General features: G+C 59.7%; 14 protein-coding genes. 6 read left to right on the top strand and 8 right to left on the bottom strand.

Annotation, left to right across the window (positions count from 1 at the left end):
• The first annotated feature begins 29 nt into the window (after window positions 1–29).
• Both NAT21_RS05470 and NAT21_RS05475 read left to right on the top strand, forming a co-directional pair.
• Window positions 30–1,028: an XdhC family protein gene (locus tag NAT21_RS05470; RefSeq protein WP_250936356.1), complete on the top strand. Its 999-nt coding sequence runs from the start codon at window positions 30–32 to the stop codon at window positions 1,026–1,028.
• A complete protein-coding gene (locus tag NAT21_RS05475; RefSeq protein WP_250938001.1) occupies window positions 1,028–1,645 on the top strand; it encodes a nucleotidyltransferase family protein in 618 nt (205 codons plus the stop codon). The genes NAT21_RS05470 and NAT21_RS05475 overlap by 1 nt, the downstream gene beginning before the upstream one ends.
• On the opposite strand, the gene NAT21_RS05480 is transcribed toward NAT21_RS05475, so the two are convergent.
• A complete protein-coding gene (locus tag NAT21_RS05480; RefSeq protein ID WP_250936357.1) occupies window positions 1,624–2,685 on the bottom strand; it encodes a C45 family autoproteolytic acyltransferase/hydrolase in 1,062 nt (353 codons plus the stop codon). The genes NAT21_RS05475 and NAT21_RS05480 overlap by 22 nt on opposite strands.
• A gap of 112 nt (window positions 2,686–2,797) precedes the next feature.
• On the opposite strand from NAT21_RS05480, the gene recB reads away from it, so the two are divergent.
• Together recB and recD are read left to right on the top strand one after the other, a co-directional pair.
• On the top strand, window positions 2,798–6,529 hold the full coding sequence (gene recB, locus NAT21_RS05485) for an exodeoxyribonuclease V subunit beta (RefSeq protein ID WP_250936358.1): 3,732 nt from the start codon (window positions 2,798–2,800) through the stop codon (window positions 6,527–6,529).
• Entirely contained in the window at window positions 6,519–8,513 is a 1,995-nt protein-coding gene (gene recD / locus NAT21_RS05490; RefSeq protein ID WP_250936359.1) for an exodeoxyribonuclease V subunit alpha, read from the top strand. Before recB ends, recD begins: the two co-directional genes overlap by 11 nt.
• On the opposite strand, the gene NAT21_RS05495 is transcribed toward recD, so the two are convergent.
• A complete protein-coding gene (locus NAT21_RS05495) occupies window positions 8,472–9,050 on the bottom strand; it encodes a 3TM-type holin (protein WP_250936360.1) in 579 nt (192 codons plus the stop codon). The genes recD and NAT21_RS05495 overlap by 42 nt on opposite strands.
• Window positions 9,047–9,337 carry a hypothetical protein gene (locus NAT21_RS05500; protein WP_250936361.1) on the bottom strand — a complete coding sequence of 97 codons (291 nt, stop codon included), beginning with the start codon at window positions 9,335–9,337 and terminating at the stop codon, window positions 9,047–9,049. The genes NAT21_RS05495 and NAT21_RS05500 overlap by 4 nt, the downstream gene beginning before the upstream one ends.
• Window positions 9,338–9,549: 212 nt before the next feature.
• On the opposite strand from NAT21_RS05500, the gene NAT21_RS05505 reads away from it, so the two are divergent.
• Entirely contained in the window at window positions 9,550–10,395 is an 846-nt protein-coding gene (locus tag NAT21_RS05505; protein WP_250936362.1) for a RibD family protein, read from the top strand.
• On the opposite strand, the gene NAT21_RS05510 is transcribed toward NAT21_RS05505, so the two are convergent.
• Genes NAT21_RS05510 through NAT21_RS05530 form a run of 5 tightly spaced genes read right to left on the bottom strand, consistent with a single transcriptional unit; the run spans window position 10,354 to window position 14,670 of the window.
• On the bottom strand, window positions 10,354–11,310 hold the full coding sequence (locus NAT21_RS05510) for a lysylphosphatidylglycerol synthase transmembrane domain-containing protein (RefSeq protein ID WP_250936363.1): 957 nt from the start codon (window positions 11,308–11,310) through the stop codon (window positions 10,354–10,356). The two genes, NAT21_RS05505 and NAT21_RS05510, sit on opposite strands and share 42 nt — an antisense overlap.
• Window positions 11,310–12,200: a class I SAM-dependent methyltransferase gene (locus tag NAT21_RS05515; RefSeq protein ID WP_250936364.1), complete on the bottom strand. Its 891-nt coding sequence runs from the start codon at window positions 12,198–12,200 to the stop codon at window positions 11,310–11,312. The genes NAT21_RS05510 and NAT21_RS05515 overlap by 1 nt, the downstream gene beginning before the upstream one ends.
• On the bottom strand, window positions 12,197–13,246 hold the full coding sequence (locus NAT21_RS05520) for a glycosyltransferase family 4 protein (RefSeq protein WP_250936365.1): 1,050 nt from the start codon (window positions 13,244–13,246) through the stop codon (window positions 12,197–12,199). Before NAT21_RS05520 ends, NAT21_RS05515 begins: the two co-directional genes overlap by 4 nt.
• 2 nt (window positions 13,247–13,248) lie before the next feature.
• A complete protein-coding gene (locus NAT21_RS05525; RefSeq protein ID WP_250936366.1) occupies window positions 13,249–13,659 on the bottom strand; it encodes a 6-pyruvoyl trahydropterin synthase family protein in 411 nt (136 codons plus the stop codon).
• Window positions 13,660–13,701: 42 nt separating this feature from the next.
• Window positions 13,702–14,670, bottom strand: coding sequence for a zinc-dependent alcohol dehydrogenase (locus NAT21_RS05530; RefSeq protein WP_250936367.1), 969 nt, complete (start codon window positions 14,668–14,670; stop codon window positions 13,702–13,704).
• Between the two features lie 249 nt (window positions 14,671–14,919).
• Here NAT21_RS05530 and NAT21_RS05535 point away from each other — a divergent pair, with 249 nt between their 5' ends.
• Complete coding sequence (locus NAT21_RS05535) at window positions 14,920–15,681, top strand: CDP-alcohol phosphatidyltransferase family protein (protein WP_250936368.1); 762 nt, start codon at window positions 14,920–14,922, stop codon at window positions 15,679–15,681.
• The last annotated feature ends 45 nt before the right edge of the window (window positions 15,682–15,726 follow it).

Raw genomic sequence — 15,726 nt, forward strand, 5'->3', positions numbered from 1 at the left:
TTTCCCTTTTGACAGTAATGAGGTTCAGCATGCATCACATGGATGTGCAGGTGCTGGAAAAGGCACTTGAATGGGCGCGCGAGGGTGAAACCCTGTGGTTTTGTACGGTGCTTTCTACATGGGGCTCATCGCCTCGTCCGCCGGGGTCGTTGCTGGTTGCCTGTGCGCGCGGTGAATATGTCGGGTCGCTGTCAGGCGGATGTGTCGAAGAGGCGTTTATCACGGCCCTCGTGGATGGCCTGCTCGACAAGCCGGTTCAATGCGTTGATTACGGGGCCAGTCAGGAAGAAGGTCAGCGACTTCATCTGCCGTGCGGTGGCGTATTGAGGGTGATGATCGAGCGCCGGCCCGCCGACGCCGAATGGCTGACGCACCTGGAAGTGCTGCATGCCACCTTGCTGGGCCAGCGGCGGCTGGTACGCCTTGTCACTCCGGCGTCCGGGCGTTACCGCGTCGAACTGGACGAGCAGGCCAGTGGTCCGGTGGTTGAAGAGGACGCCACCCGGATTCGTGTCAGGGTAGGTCCTGCGCTTCGGCTGGTACTCGCGGGCATTTCGCCGGTAGCCACCTTCTGCGCGCAATTTGCGCACCTGGCCGGCTTTGAAGTGATTGTCTGTGATCCCCGCGAAGCGGAGCGGCGCGCCTTTGATGTGCCAGGTGTGGAGGTGCAGAACGTGCTGCCGGCACTGTTTATTGCCTCCGGCGCCACCCATGGGGCAACGGCGATCGTGGCCCTGACCCATGACCCGCGTCTGGACGATCCATCCATGATCGAGGCGGTCAGGACGGATGCCTTTTATATCGGTGTGATGGGGTCCCTGCGTACCTCCAGGGCAAGGGCCGAGCGACTCAAGCGGTCGGGGGGGCTTGATGACGAGGATATCGCCCGTATTCACATGCCGGTCGGGCTGGATATCGGCAGCAAGGCGCCGGCAGAGATTGCTCTGGCCGTCGTGGCAGACATCGTGCGGGCATTTCGCGCGCTGGCCGCGGATGAAACGCGCCCCGATGACGTGCTTCCCGCGTGATGTTGCCGGTTGTGGTGTTGGCAGCGGGGCGAAGTCACCGGTTCGGCGCGGACAAGCGCCAGGCGATACTGCCTGATGGACAGGGCATCCTCGCCACGACGCTTGCCACATTCAGGCATGCTCCGGCACGGTTTGTGGCGCTGAGGCACAGCGACCGATGCACTGACTGGTGCGAGGACCTGCTCGCCGCACACCCGGGCTGGGTGCCGATCTTTTGTCATCGAGCCGAACAGGGTATGGGTGCGAGCCTGTCCGAGACGATGGCGGCCGTCTCTTCGTGCCTTTCCTCCCGGGCTGTCATGATCGCCCTCGGAGACATGCCCTGGATTCAGCCGGCTACCCTTCACCTGCTGGCGGCTCGGGCCAGTGAAGTGCGGGTCGTTCGGCCCCGGTACGAGGAAGGCGGAGCAGGGGGGCATGTTCCGGGCCATCCGGTCGTCTGGGGGCGACGCTTCTGGCCCGCCCTTCAGGCGCTGGACCGGGACGAAGCCGGTCGGGCGGTGCTGGCTCAATACCCTGAGGCGCTTGATGAGGTGCCTGTCAATGACCCGGGCGTGATTCGTGATATTGACCGGCCTCGTGACCTGGATCTGTCTCAGGACGAGAAGGCGAAATGAAGGCGCTCCGGCCGTGCCGAGGGCTTGCCGAAGCTGTATTCGGCCCGGCGCTCGGTCAGGTTCATGACCAGCGTGAACAGGGTCTCCATTTGTTCGCTGTCCGGCACCCTGGTATCACGATGACGGCAAATGCTCCAGGGGGCATTGTCTTCGTCACTGAGCCGTTCATACAGTGACTCGACGGACGGCGTGGTTTCCCTGCTGATGGCACGCAGGCGCGCCAGACGTGTCATGGAGTTGTCATGCGGCATGTCCTCAAGGCCCGGCGGCAGGTGAGGTGCAATCAGGTGGTTGGTGTGAAAGAGATTGCCCTCGCGCGGTTTCATGGCGGCATCGCCCATCGGTGAGACCTCCATGGATGCGGCATTGCCATCGCCGTCACCGATCAGAAAATGGGCTGGTGAGGCGGTGCCTACATCATCAATCATGTCCAGTGCATGTTCGACACTGTCACTTTCAAGTACGCGTCGCAGCATGATATGAACCGGCAGCTTGGGTTCGCAGATTTGTGAACGCAGCGCGTTGAGACATACGCCTACGCCCTGATCATTCAGACCTACCTTGCCGATGATGCCACCTTCGGTAATCATGTGGATGGCCGGTTTGTTGTCCGGATAAAGTGTCAGGGTGATCAGGGCATCAGCCTGATCGGGAATCCAGTCCCAGTTCTGAGCCAGCCACTGGCTGCCATCGGCCGGGTGGCGTTGTGCCAGTGCGGAGCACCCATCGCTCTGAACGGGCCGGCTGGCATGGGTCAGCACGATTTCACTGCGTGCATTGAGCACTAGAATGTCCAGTGGCTCGACGCTCGCGCCCTCGGCAATTCCGTTCATTTCCTCCATCAGCTCCGGACATGCCTGCTCGATGGCCGGAATGAAGGACTCTGCCGTTCGGCGAGCTTCATTCCAGTCGATGCCGGCTACTTCCTCGAACATGCGCCGATAATTGGCCAGACCCAGCCTGATTTCCTCGGCAGCCAGGCGACCATGTGTTTCGCCCAGCGCCCAATGGCTGCCGCGTGCTTCTATCTGTGTCACCATGGATTGATATCCTCACTCTCGATAACAGCGTCCATTACGCCTGTAGTAAAGCCTGGTTCGCCATGGCCGTAACGTCGAGGGCCGTCCGGCTTTTTCAGGGATGTTTTTCGCCGTGATAACTGATTCCACTCCGTCTGCACCGTCAGTGACAAACCTCGATATTGCTGCCTTTCCACTGTTTGGCCGCCGATTGATCGAAGCCAGCGCCGGCACCGGCAAGACCTTTACGCTGGCAGCCCTGTATGTCCGGCTGGTACTTGGGCATGGCGGTGACAACGCCTTTGCCCGACCGTTGATGCCGCCGGAAATTCTGGTGGTAACGTTTACCGAAGCGGCTACTCAGGAGTTGCGTGACCGTATTCGTCGTCGGCTGACCGAAGCGCGGGATGCGCTGCTGTCCAGTGACCCCATCACTGACAAGGTGCTGGCTCTACTGCTCGAGCCCTATACCCCGGAGGAGCGTCGCCACGCTGCTGCTCGGCTCGATCAGGCCGCTCGAATGATGGATGATGCCGCCATTTTCACCATCCATGGGTTTTGCCAGCGGATGCTGAAGCGCCATGCCTTTGACAGTGGCAGCCTGTTTGCCTCTACGCTGGTGCAGGATATTGCGCCACTGTATCAACAGGTGGTGGATGATTACTGGCGCCAGCAGTTCTACGGACTATCGGTGGAGGCACAGGCGGTGATCGGCAGGCTCTGGAGCGGGCCGGACGCGCTGGGGCAGGCTGTGCGTCCTCTGGTGATGGACGGGCGACCGATGCCGCTTTACTGGGACAACGCCCTGATCGAAAGCCCTGAATCGGTGGAGCAGGCGCTGTCTGCCGTGCTGGCCTTTGACGCTGCGCTGGCCGCTCAAAAGGCTGCGTTGCAACAATTGTGGTCGCGCGAACAGGTAGCGATTACCCATTGCCTGTCGGAGGCCGTCGAGCAGAAGCGGCTTAATGCGCGCAGCTTCAGGCTGGAGGACCTTCAGGAGAAGTGGTCGCTGCTTGAACAGTGGCTGAGCTCGCCATCCCTGACATTTCCGAGTGCCCTGCGCGACAGCAAAAAACAGCCGTTTTGCGGCCGTACTCGTATCCGCGATGCGGTGAAAAAAGGCCATGACGCCCCGGAGCATGCCTTCTTCGCGCAGCTGGAAGACTGGGTCGATCTGGGGGACCATCCGGAAGACCCGACGCCGGGGCTGATGGCTCACGCCCGGGACCATATCTGTCAGGCGCTCCTGCGTGAAAAGCGTCGCCAGGCACAGTGGACCTTCGACGACCTTCTCAATGAGCTGGATGACGCGCTGGCCGGCCCTGCAGGGTCACGGCTGGCCGGGCGTATCCGTGATGAGCTTCCCGTGGCCCTGATCGATGAGTTTCAGGATACCGACCCGGTACAGTATCGAATTTTTTCAACAATCTATCCGGTTACGCGGCAGGACCAGGCGCTTTTGCTGATAGGGGATCCCAAGCAGGCCATCTACAGCTTCCGTGGTGCCGATATCGAAACCTATCTGGCGGCCCGGCGTTCGGCCGATTCTCACCACACGCTTGAGCGGAATTTTCGCTCTACGTCGGCCATGGTCGACGCGGTCAACCGGCTGTTCAAGGCGCGGGTTAATCCGTTCAGCAGCGAGGAAATCCCGTTTCAGGCGGTGACGGCGAACGGGCTGGATACGCGGCTGGAAGCGCAGGGCGTTACCCTGCCGGCCATGGGGTTCTGGTGGCCGGAGACCAGCCATTCCGTCTCCGTCAGTGACTACACCCGCCTGATGAGCCAGGCGCTGGTCAATGATATCCGCTGCCTGCTTGATTCCGGGCGCGCCGGTCTCGCCGGGTTTCGGCGCGACGAGCATACACCGCTGACGCCGATCAGGCCGGCAGATATTGCCATTCTGGTCCGTACCGGTCGAGAAGCGGATCTGGTGCGACAGGCGCTGGATGCGCAGGGGATCAAGAGTGTCTATCTGAGTCAGAAACGCTCGGTGTTCGAGTCGGCAACTGCCTTTCAGGTGTTGCAGGTGCTGGAGGCAGCGTCCAACCCACGGGACGATCGCCGGCTGCGTGCTGCTCTGGCGACGCGGCTTTTATCGGATGACCTGTCGGTTGTGGCCTCGCTGAGCGAGGACGAGATGGCCTGGGAGACCATGATCGAGCGCTTTGATGGCTATCACCGGCGCTGGCAGCGTGATGGGGTGCTGCCAATGCTGCGTACCGTGATGCAGGATTTCGATATCGGGGTGCGGTGTCTTTCCTGGCCGGATGGAGAGCGTCAGTTGACCGATCTGCTGCATCTGGGTGAACTGGCGCAAATGGCCAGCCAGTTTCTGGAAGGGGAGCAGGCCCTGATGCGCTGGTTGCACCGGTCCCTGTCAGGGCATGTCGAGCAGGGCATGAGTTCGGATGCACTGGTGCAGCGGCTTGAAAGCGATGAGGCACTGGTGCGTGTGATTACCCTGCACAAGGCCAAGGGGCTACAGTATCCGGTCGTCTATCTGCCCTTTATTGCCAATTATCGAGAGATCAAGGACACCGCCGGACCAGTGGTACTGTCGGATCCCGAGCTGGGTCGCTTCCAGGCCTGGCATTTGAGCCCGGAGCAGCGCACTTCTGCAGATCGACAGCGGCTCGAGGAGGACATGCGGCTACTGTATGTAGGGCTGACCCGTGCACAGTACGCCTGCCGTCTGGGACTGGCTCCCGTGTTCAAGGGGCGAAAGGGCAGGCAGCACCCCGAGGATGCCACCTCGCTTGACAGGTCTGCCATTGGCTGGCTGCTGGAGGAACGGGGAGATATCACCCGTGGTACGGCAGTGCTTTCAGCATTACGCGGACTGGATGCGCCGGACATCAGTGCCTGTCTGGCACTGCCCGAGCCGATTCAGTCGGCGCCAGTGGCCAGCGGACCTGCCACGGAAACGGGGGCGGCACGGCTGTTCACGGGCCGGGTAGATCGGCGATATGCCGTCAGCTCCTATTCACAGTTGATGCGGCGTACCCAGGTGGCACCGACGGATGACGAGGCGCCGATGCAGGGCGTGGACGTGGAAGTGGTTGATGAGCGGACCCCCTTGCCGCTGCCTCCGGGGGATACCCTGCTTGATTTTCCCCGCGGGCCGGGACCGGGAACCTTTCTTCATGCGTTACTTGATCAGGTGGACTGGCCTCGGCTGGGGGAGGAAGAGCATGACTCCTCCCTTCGGGTCTGGCTTGAGCATCGACTGCTTCAGGGAGGGATGGAAGCGCGCTGGGGACCTGTACTCATTGATGTGGCACGCCGCCTGGCATCTCGCCGTCTGGCGGCGCCGGAGGTGACGCTGGCCGGCCTTGATCGCTGGAAGGTGGAGGTTGAGTTCTGGGTGCCGGTCCACGGGGTTAATGTTGCATCACTGGACCAGGCCATTCGCCAGATGGACCCGATAGCTACCCGTCGACCGGCTCTGGGAGCATGGCAGCTTAGTGGTATGGTCAAGGGCTTCATTGATCTGCTGGCCGAGAAGGATGACTGCTGGTACATCATTGACTGGAAATCCAATCATCTGGGAGACCGGCTGGAAGATTATCGCGCTGAGGCCATGGAGGCCGCGGTTGCCGAGCATCGCTACGACGTGCAGTACTGGCTGTATGCGCTGGCGGTGCATCGACTGCTGCGTTCTCGTGTTCCGGGCTATGATCCGGCGCGTCATTTTGGGGGGGTGCGTTATCTCTTCCTGCGTGGTTTTGCCGGGGAGGTCGCCGATGAGGCGCTGGGTATCTGGGCCCGCACTCCCACCGCTGAACAATTGAGCCGGCTTGATGCGCTGTTTGAACAGCCGATATCCGACATCGACCGCAGTGAGGTGGCACATGGTGCATGAACAGGGCGAGCTGGGACTGGCAGCGCCGGCAGCGCTTCCCGCTGTCGACCAGGTGCTGACGTTACTCGAGCAGTGGAGCGAGCGAGACTGGATTCGGCCCATTGATCTGTACTTTGCTCGTTTCATTGCCGAGCAGGGGGAGCAGGATAGCCTCGTTGTATTGCTGGCCATGCTGGTCAGTCATCAGTCGGGTCGCGGCCATATCTGTCTGGTATTGAAGCGTTTCCAGGCCTCGCCGTGTGCCTATGTACAGTTGCCTCCGGAAGTGGATGAGGGCGGCGACCTGACATGCCTGCTGTCAGTGCTGGCCCAGGAGCCTCTATCGGAGCGGCTGCTCGGCTCATCAATGGTCTCGGCCGGCGACGGTAGTGCACCTATGGTGCTGGATCGGGAGCGCCTTTATCTACGCCGCTTCTGGCGCAGCGAATGCCGGGTGGCCTCGAAAATACGGGCGCGGATGGGCCCGTTGTTACCCGCTGACCAGAAGACGGTCGCGCGGCTTGATGTTCTGTTTCCTGCCGGCCCGGAGCAGCCGGACTGGCAGCGTCTGGCATGTGCGCTGGCACTGCGACAGCGATTCTGCGTTATTTCCGGCGGACCCGGGACGGGCAAGACCACTACGGTGGCCAGGTTGCTGGCGTTGCTGCAGGAGCAGGCGCTGGAAAATGACGGGATACCGCTGGTGATCGAAATGGCCGCGCCGACCGGCAAGGCGGCGGCACGACTGACCGAATCGATCAGTGGCGCACTGGCCCATCTGCCCGTAAGTGAGGCCGTGAAGGCTGCCCTTCCACGGGAGGCTGTGACCCTGCATCGGTTGCTGGGCGCGCGCCCGGATACACGACGCTTTCGCTTCGGTGAACGGATGCCCCTGCCACTGGATGTTCTGCTGGTGGATGAGGCTTCCATGATCGACCTGGAGCTGATGGCCGGTTTGATGGAGGCCCTGCCGGCTCGTGCGCGCCTGATTCTGCTGGGAGATCGCGATCAGCTGGCCTCGGTGGAGGCGGGCGCTATTCTCGGGGATGTCTGCGAAGGTGCCTGGCCCCCGGCGTTCAGTACCGATGTGGCTGACTGGCTGACTCAGGCCTCGTCATATCCGCTTGCCCCTTCTACCACGGAACGCTGTATTGCCGATCACGTTGTGGTGCTGCAAAAGAGCTACCGATTTGATGCCGGCAGCGGCATCGGCGCTCTATCGAGGATGATCAATCAACGTGATCCGGCGGGGGCAAGGCAGGTGCTGGAAGCCGGTTATACCGATATTGCACTCGAGCCCCTGGGCGAGATTCGTGCTCGCTGGCATATCAGCCGTGCCGTTGAGGGGTATCGTGCCTGCCTTGAACAGGTACATCAGCAGGCCGCGCCGGAAGACGTACTCGGGGCCTTTCAGCAATTTCGGGTATTGTGTGCGCTGCGCAGGGGCGAATGGGGCGTCGATGCCTTGAACCAGGCGATTGCTACGGCGCTTTTCAACCGTGGGCTGATCAGTGATGATCATGGCTGGTACGCCGGTCGCCCGGTCATGGTGACAAGCAATGACCGCCAGTTGAATCTTTATAATGGCGATATCGGGATAGCGCTGCCGGACGCCGCTGCCGGAGGGAGACTGAGGGTGTTTTTTGATCAGGGAGAGCGCGTTCGGGCGGTTCTGCCCGGCCGACTGACCAGTGTTGAAACGGCTTATGCCATGACGGTTCATAAATCCCAGGGGTCGGAGTTTTCATCAGTGTTGTTTATCGTGCCGGATCGTCACTCCCCATTGCTTACCCGTGAGCTTTTATATACGGCGGTCACGCGTGCAAAGACGCGCTGCGATATCGCAGCGCGTCGTCCCGAGGTTTTTTTTGAAGCCATGCGGCACCGTGTTGAACGATCTTCCGGTTTACAGTGCCGCCTTGACGTCAAGGATGGGTCAGGCTCCGCGTCCGATATGGGTGGGCTAACCAGCACGGGGCCGGGTCAGAATGGAGGACATCAGTGAATGAGGCCGTTGTCCCATTGAGGCCATGCGCTCTACACTGACCTGACGGATATTGACGCCAAGCACTGCACCCATGGACACGATCAGCATGACGATACCGTCCATGACCTCGGCCAGTTGCGAAGGATCAAGAATGATCGCAACACCGAGCATGACGCTGATCCACCCGAAGGACAGGGCCATGGTCCAGCCAATGGCCGAGCGCCAGCGGCTTTTGAACCCGTCTGTACTGGACAGTTCAGACTGCATGGTGGTGTTGATGCTCTTCAGCTGGTCAGTCCGTGCGCCATGCTCTATTTCCTGGCGTCGTGTGTCGTGCTCCAGCGTGGATTGCTTGAGTTGGGTTTCAAGTTCAGCCAGCTTGACGGCTGCTGCCGGATCGGTCTTCAGGGCTTCATGAATGGCATCCGGGGTGTTTTCTACTCCCAGGATTCGTGAAACAGCCTGACCTACCAGGTGGCCGGCAGGCCCTGCAAGTGCCTGTCCCACGGTTGGGGCCATGCTTGCAACAGTGTTGGCAATAGTGGTCCAGTTCATGGGGTGGTCTCCTTGGTCAGGGTGGATTGCATGGACATCAAATCCATCAAAAGTTGTCGATATTGACGCTCTTCTCGCTCTGTTGCGGTCATCCAGGCATGTTGGGATACGGCGCCGGGATGCGGGGGGGTTGCATTTCCTTGCAGGCTCAGTCGCTCGTCGTGTCGAATCACCATGTCGTGGGTCTCCATCAGCGTCTGTCCAGCCCAACCGATAACTCCTGTCATCAGTACTGCCAAAGCGGAGGAGATTTGTGGGTAGCCAAATGAGGCGGTTCCAGTTGTCATCTCAGTGATCTCCGTTGGTGGACGCAACCATCATCACAAATTGTTTCTGTAAGTTACATTAGATGGGCGTGTAAGAAGGCCTGAGACGCGGGCAGCAGGAATCAAGCAGTAAAATACTTTAATATTCAATGATTAAGTAATTTTTAATTTAAGGGATTGGTTTTCCCGATCGTACAAAAGTACACAGTACGTTGATCAGCCATGGAGCCGGCATGACACAACAGATAATTGACGGGGATGCCTGGCAGGTAATTCTTGCAGTACGTGATCGTGACAATACGGCCTGTCAGCGCTCGGAAATCCGGTTTGATGAGGGGGTCATCAGACTGCAGAGAGACGGCGCATGGAGCAGTGATACACTGCTTCCGGCGCAGACAGTGCGTCTGTTTGATCTGTATCTGCCCCTGGCGATGGCCGGGCCGATGGTCATCGGACAGCTGGGACAGAGCCTGGATGGGCGTATTGCCACGGTTACAGGCGCCTCACGCTATGTGACCGGGCAGGAAGGGCTGGTTCATCTTCATCGACTGCGCGCGTTGGTGGATGCGGTCATCGTTGGTGCTGGCACGGCCTCGGCCGATGACCCCCGATTGACGGTTCGGCTGGTGGCCGGTCGTCATCCGTGCCGTGTGGTACTGGACCCGCGTCACCGGGTTGACTCGAATCTGGCGCTGTTCACGGATAATGCGGCCCCTACGTTGCATCTGGTGAATGAACCTGCATCAGAACCACCTTCGCCTCATGTTGACTATCTGGATATTTCACAATGTCAGGCGTCAGATGGCAGTCGACCGGAACAGATCCTTGCGTTGCTGGCCGCCAGAGGACTGTCACGGGTACTGGTCGAGGGCGGAGGGCTTACCGTGTCACGATTTCTGGAGGCAGGCTGCCTTGATCGTCTGCATGTCATGGTGGCACCCATGTTGATCGGTTCCGGACGACCGGCATTTACCCTGCCTGATATCGAGGAGCTGGATCAGGCACTGAGGCCGGAATGCCGTACATGGACGATGGGATCAGATGTCCTGTTCGACTGCCGCTTCCCCGGCTCTGTGTGAAGAGGTCTGCTGGTGTGGTGGCGTGTTCTGCCGTCGCATCAGCATCACAATGGCACCAGGCAGGCTTGAAACCAGCACGGTGGCACCATAGGCGACTGAAATTGCTACGCCTTCGCTGGAGGAGAGGCCGGCCGAGGCCCATATCAGCGCCGCCGCTCCTTCCCGAACTCCCCACCCCCCGATCGACAAGGGCAGTGCCATCGCCATCAGCACCGGTGGAATCAGTGCCAGCAGGGTCAGACTGTCGAGCGTGCTGCCCAAGGCACGTGCGCAGCAGGCATAAGCACCAATATAGGTCGCTACGATTACCAGCGAGCCGCTCAACTGTTTAATCCAGAGGTGGCTGCCGCACAGGCTTAAGGCGATGTGATGGCCGAAGCGCGCCAGCGCCTTTCTCGTCGATGTGCGAAAAAGAAGCAGGCTTCCGATACCTGCCAGCACTGCCAGAAGAATCTGACCGGTGGTGCCTGACGGTTCACTGCGATGAAATGAAGTCAGCACGACAGGATGGGTGGCCAGCATGATGCCGGCAATCAGCAGCAGAGCCAGTTGGCCTGATGCTCGTTCGATCATGACGGCATGGAAGGCGCGGGTTCGCGAGGCCTGTCGGTGACCGTGTCGCCAGGCGCGCGCCACGTCGCCACCCACTCCACCGGGTAACAGCTGATTGAGAAAGGTGGCGATGTAATATTCGCTGACGGCCCGACGCAGCGATAGTGACAGTCCGAGGGCATGGGTCGTCAGCTGCCAGCGCCAGGCCGACAGAAAGACCTGCGGCAGGGTCAGCAGCAGAGCCAGTAACAGCCAGCCTGGAGAGGGGGCCGACAGGGACTGACGTATATGTGATATATCCAGCGTATACGCCATGATGCCAAGGCACAGGGCCATGAACGCAAGACGCAGCCCCGTGTGCATTACAGGGCCTGATGCCACTGGTCTGGCACTGCCAATACATCCTGATGCCCGACATTGATGGTGATTTTTCCCTGATTAACCCCTTCAAGCCGTGCCGCGAGCCATGCTCGAAGTGCATCGTGCTGCGAAGCAGGCACCACCTCAAGCGCGGCATCAACCCGCTCACTCAGCAGACGCTCGGCCAGGGCGAGGTCGCCAGTGCCCGAGGCGCGAGACAGCTGCCAGTCAGCGGGAGCGCAATGTACCTGATACCCTGCATCGGCCAGCAATTCAGCCGCAATACGCCAGCCTTCGCTGCCACAGGCTGTACCCAGTCCGCGTTCCTGTTGCTGGTGATGGTTGATGGCCTCTTCCATCAACATATCGAGCCGCTTCAGTGCCGGATTTCCGTCAGGGTCCTCGATAAAAAAGCGCCCATCAACGCTCATGGTCATCATGACTACCATGCAGTGACTTGAGCAGTGCGCTACAAGTGCCTCAAGCCAGGGGCGGGATACCAGGTCCAGTAGCGCTGAGGCGGTCACCAGTGTGGTGGAGGGCGGAACAAGTTCTGCCGGGTGGGCAATGCTGCTCAAGCGGCTGGAAAGCTCAAGCTGCCCTGATGACAGGGTGGGAGCACTGACCATGGCTTCATCAAGCAGAATCGGGTCATGATCAATCAGCTGCCAGTGCTGATCAAACGGCAGGCGAGGTGCCAGATAGCGGCAGTTGCTGCCTCGACCACACCCCAGATCGACAACAGCCAGGCGCTTGTGCGCCTGGCTGTTCAGTGCATCAATCAATGGTGCGAGCAATGACGGATGGCGTGACCGGTGGTCGACAGGTTCCCTCAGCGTCAGCCAGTCCGATGCGAACTGGCTGCCCGGTGCCGGTGAAGCGGCCGCTGTCATGCCGGCTGCTCATGGCGTACCGCCTTCATGAAGCGATACCCGGTATCCGTCCAGAGCCTCAGGCTTGAACGGGCTTCCAGCGCCCCTTGGGCGAGCTGCTGACGGGCCTTGTTGTCCTGCAGCAGATGCCTGAGGGTGTTCGACAGGGCGTTGGTATCACCGGGAGGCAGAGTAATGCCTGCATTACGGGGCAGGGTTTCCATCAGTGCGCCACCGTTCATGGTCACAACCGGCACGCCGTAGGCGATGGCTTCGCTGATGACCATGCCGTAGCTCTCGAAGTAAGAGGGCAGTACGAACAGGCTGGCGCGCTGATACATGGATTGCAGCTGCTCGCCCTGATACTCGCCATGCAGTTCAATACGTTCTTCCAGTCCGTGGGCCTTGATGCGGGCGCGCACGTCATCGACGTATTCCGGATCTCGTTCCAGATCACCGACGATATCGCATTTCCAGCCAAGATCAGACAGCTCAGCGAGCGCATCGACCAGCAATGCCTGCCCCTTGCGCGGGATGACCGTGGCCACGCACAGCAGCCGACGTGGATGGAGATCCGGTTGCGAGGCCGCTACCTTGTCGACGCCGGGCTCAACGACACGAATGGTATCGGGTTCAATGCCATAGTCCGCCAGGCGCCGTGCCATGAAACGACTGGTAACAATGATGTCATCCATGGCCGCTAAAGTACGCTTTTCCTGTGCCATGTACTGCTGGCGTGTCTGATCGGGCAGACCGGTCTCGTCAGCAATCGGAAGGTGGACCACGGCGGTCAGGTGCAGCCGGTGCTGATGGGCCTCGACAATATCGGGCAGGTTGGCGATGGCCAGTCCGTCACAAATGACCCGGGACTGGTCGGGTAGAGCGCTCAACGCATGGTCAAGTGCCCTGCGTGCCGTGTCATCACCCTGTGGAAACACGCCTTCCAGTTCAATGACGTTGACATCGATATCATGACGACGAAGGGTGTTGATCACGCGCGCATTGTAGATATAGCCACCGGTCAATTGATTGAGCCGGCCGGCGGAAACGAAATGGAATGTATCCATGCTTAGTGATTCTCCTTCAGTTCGCCTTCGTAGCTTGCCCAGGCGATGTGCGATTCGTGCAGTGTGACTGCCATGGCAGTCAGTGCCTTGCCGGTGTCTCCCAGCTTCCCTTCATTGATAGCATGAGCGAGGCGGTCAAAGACAGCCCGCGCCATGAATTCAGTGGTGGTATTTCGTCCCTTGAACGCCTTGAGGTCATCAAGGTTTTCGAAATTGAAGGCGCTCAGTACGTCAGACAGCGCCTGGCTGGCCAGGCCGATGTCCACGATCAGGTCCTCATCGTCCAGCTCGGGGCGCTTGAATGTCACGTCAACGATATAGGTTGCACCGTGCATCTTCTGGGCCGGGCCAAAGGTATCACCGTTGAAACTGTGGGCGATCATGATGTGGTCGCGAACGGTCAGGCTATACATGGTGTTATCCTGAAAAGTGAAAAGGGTGTAACGCGAGTGTTGTCAGCAGTACGACACGCGATGACACAGTGTATCCGGGTTCTTCACGATGTCGGCGTAGTGTTCAGGCAGGTGCTCGAACGGACTTTCTCCGTTGATCAGGGTGTCGAAGCGCTCATCGCACAGTAACGCCATTGCCTTTTCCAGGCGGCGTCGATAGTTCCAGCGCGGTTGCTGATCAGGAGCAATGGTTCCAACCTGACTTGAGCGAAGTGTCAGGCGCCGGGAATGAAACGTCTGACCAAGCATCAGTGGCACTGTGGTAGAGCCGTACCAGCTCATTTCAATGATGCGGCCTTCCTGGCCTGCCAGTGTCAGCGCCGTTTCAAGCCCTTTCGGGTGTCCACTGGCGTGAATGATGACATCGCGCTCCCTCGATGCCTCTTCGGCGGACAGGCGATGATCAAGCCCCAGGCGGGAGAGTGTCGTTGTTCTCGAGGCGGCCGGGTCGATGACTTCGACGTCGGTGCCGACAATGCCCTTGCAGAGCGAGGCGACCAGCAGGCCAACCACGCCGGCACCGATGATCGTTATTCGATCGCCTATGCGTGGTGCTGCGTCCCAGACACCGTTCAGAGCCGTTTCCATGTTCGCTGCAAGCACGGCACGTGCCGGGGGGAGGCCCGCCGGAAGTGGCGTTATTGCATCTTCCGGTACCAGAAAGCAGTCCTGATGGGGGTGAAGGCAAAATACCATCTGTCCGGCGAGCGGCCCGGTTTCGGCCCTGCCCACGGCGCTGTAGCCATACTTTACCGGCCATGGAAATTCGCCGGCCTGAAAGGGAGCGCGCATGCGTTCCCTTTCGCTCTCCGGAATGCGTCCTTCAAAAACCAGTCGCTCGGTCCCCCGGCTGATGCCGCTGTAATGGGTCGTGACCAGTACCGACTGATCAGTGGCAGCGTGGAGGGGCGTGTTACGCAACTCGCCACGCTGGCAGTCAGTGATCCAGAATGCTCGGGAAGTACGGCGCACTATGCCTGCTCCTTGTACGTTCACATGGCCATAGCGCCAATACGCTACAAATATTGTACTGCTGGCTGCTCAGTTAAGCTGATTTAGCCTTGATGTCAATGGTGCGTGCCACCGCAGGGCCGTACCACAAGGTCTGACAAGTCGATGTAAGCTATAGTCAAATGAGTCCAGGCCTGTTTGCGAAAGTGGCTTGAGTACGCCTTTGAAGTTATAAAATAGTTATACAGATGTGGGTCAGGGAGTGCCTCGATGGAACAGCCGCTTTGGTGGAATGACATGAAGGCTCGTGCACCTGGCGGGGAATGGGTGCTGCTGGAGCTTTTTGTCGGACTCTGGGGGTTACAGTGGCTGGCAAGTCACAATCCCGGGTTGAGCCACTCAGTGCCGGGCGTGGGTCAGACCGCGTTTGCAAGCTACTGCATTTGCGGTTTTCTGGTCTGGACAGCCTTGCGCCGATATGGGCAGCGCCATCTGGGATGGGCCAATGCCGTCACACTGCTTCGTTGTGTCATTGTCTGCTATCTGGCAGGCATGGTGATGTATGCCGAACATATTCGCTCGGATATGCTGGCCTTTCTGCTTCTGGCACTGGTGGCGCTATCGCTTGATGGCGTTGATGGCTGGACCGCACGACGCTTTCAGTGTGATTCATCGGTAGGCGCGCGCTTTGATATGGAACTGGATGCCGGGTTCATTCTGCTTCTGAGCATTGCGGTATGGCAACTGGAGCAGGTGGGGGCATGGATCATGCTGACAGGCCTTATGCGGTATCTGTTTATTGCGGCTGGTGCATGCTGGCCTGCCTTGAAGGCGCCCCTGTTTCCCTCTCGCCGACGCAAGGTGGTATGTGTGGTACAGGTGGTGGCATTGATGATGTGTCTGCTGCCGTGGGTAGGGCCCTTGGCTGCTTCTATCATTGGTGCAGTGGCACTGGTGGCGTTGATCCATTCCTTTGGAGTAGATACGTTGTGGCTCTACAATACTGCCCGTCATCGCGATGTACTGTCCTGAACAGGGCGTGAAAATACCGGGCTAAAGGTGCGCCAGAAAGTCGGC

This window comes from Larsenimonas rhizosphaerae, from assembly GCF_023700005.1.
GTDB lineage: Bacteria > Pseudomonadota > Gammaproteobacteria > Pseudomonadales > Halomonadaceae > Larsenimonas > Larsenimonas rhizosphaerae.

Excerpts from the sequence above, each read along its gene's own strand:
- NAT21_RS05470 (WP_250936356.1), top strand. The coding sequence starts at position 30 with ATGCATCACATGGATGTGCAGGTGCTGGAAAAGGCACTTGAATGGGCG.
- NAT21_RS05475 (WP_250938001.1), top strand. The coding sequence starts at position 1,028 with ATGTTGCCGGTTGTGGTGTTGGCAGCGGGGCGAAGTCACCGGTTCGGC.
- NAT21_RS05520 (WP_250936365.1), bottom strand. The coding sequence starts at position 13,246 with ATGGATACATTCCATTTCGTTTCCGCCGGCCGGCTCAATCAATTGACC.
- NAT21_RS05495 (WP_250936360.1), bottom strand. The coding sequence starts at position 9,050 with ATGAACTGGACCACTATTGCCAACACTGTTGCAAGCATGGCCCCAACC.
- NAT21_RS05480 (WP_250936357.1), bottom strand. The coding sequence starts at position 2,685 with ATGGTGACACAGATAGAAGCACGCGGCAGCCATTGGGCGCTGGGCGAA.
- NAT21_RS05500 (WP_250936361.1), bottom strand. The coding sequence starts at position 9,337 with ATGACAACTGGAACCGCCTCATTTGGCTACCCACAAATCTCCTCCGCT.
- recD (WP_250936359.1), top strand. The coding sequence starts at position 6,519 with ATGGTGCATGAACAGGGCGAGCTGGGACTGGCAGCGCCGGCAGCGCTT.
- NAT21_RS05535 (WP_250936368.1), top strand. The coding sequence starts at position 14,920 with ATGGAACAGCCGCTTTGGTGGAATGACATGAAGGCTCGTGCACCTGGC.
- NAT21_RS05505 (WP_250936362.1), top strand. The coding sequence starts at position 9,550 with ATGACACAACAGATAATTGACGGGGATGCCTGGCAGGTAATTCTTGCA.
- NAT21_RS05510 (WP_250936363.1), bottom strand. The coding sequence starts at position 11,310 with ATGCACACGGGGCTGCGTCTTGCGTTCATGGCCCTGTGCCTTGGCATC.
- NAT21_RS05515 (WP_250936364.1), bottom strand. The coding sequence starts at position 12,200 with ATGACAGCGGCCGCTTCACCGGCACCGGGCAGCCAGTTCGCATCGGAC.
- NAT21_RS05525 (WP_250936366.1), bottom strand. The coding sequence starts at position 13,659 with ATGTATAGCCTGACCGTTCGCGACCACATCATGATCGCCCACAGTTTC.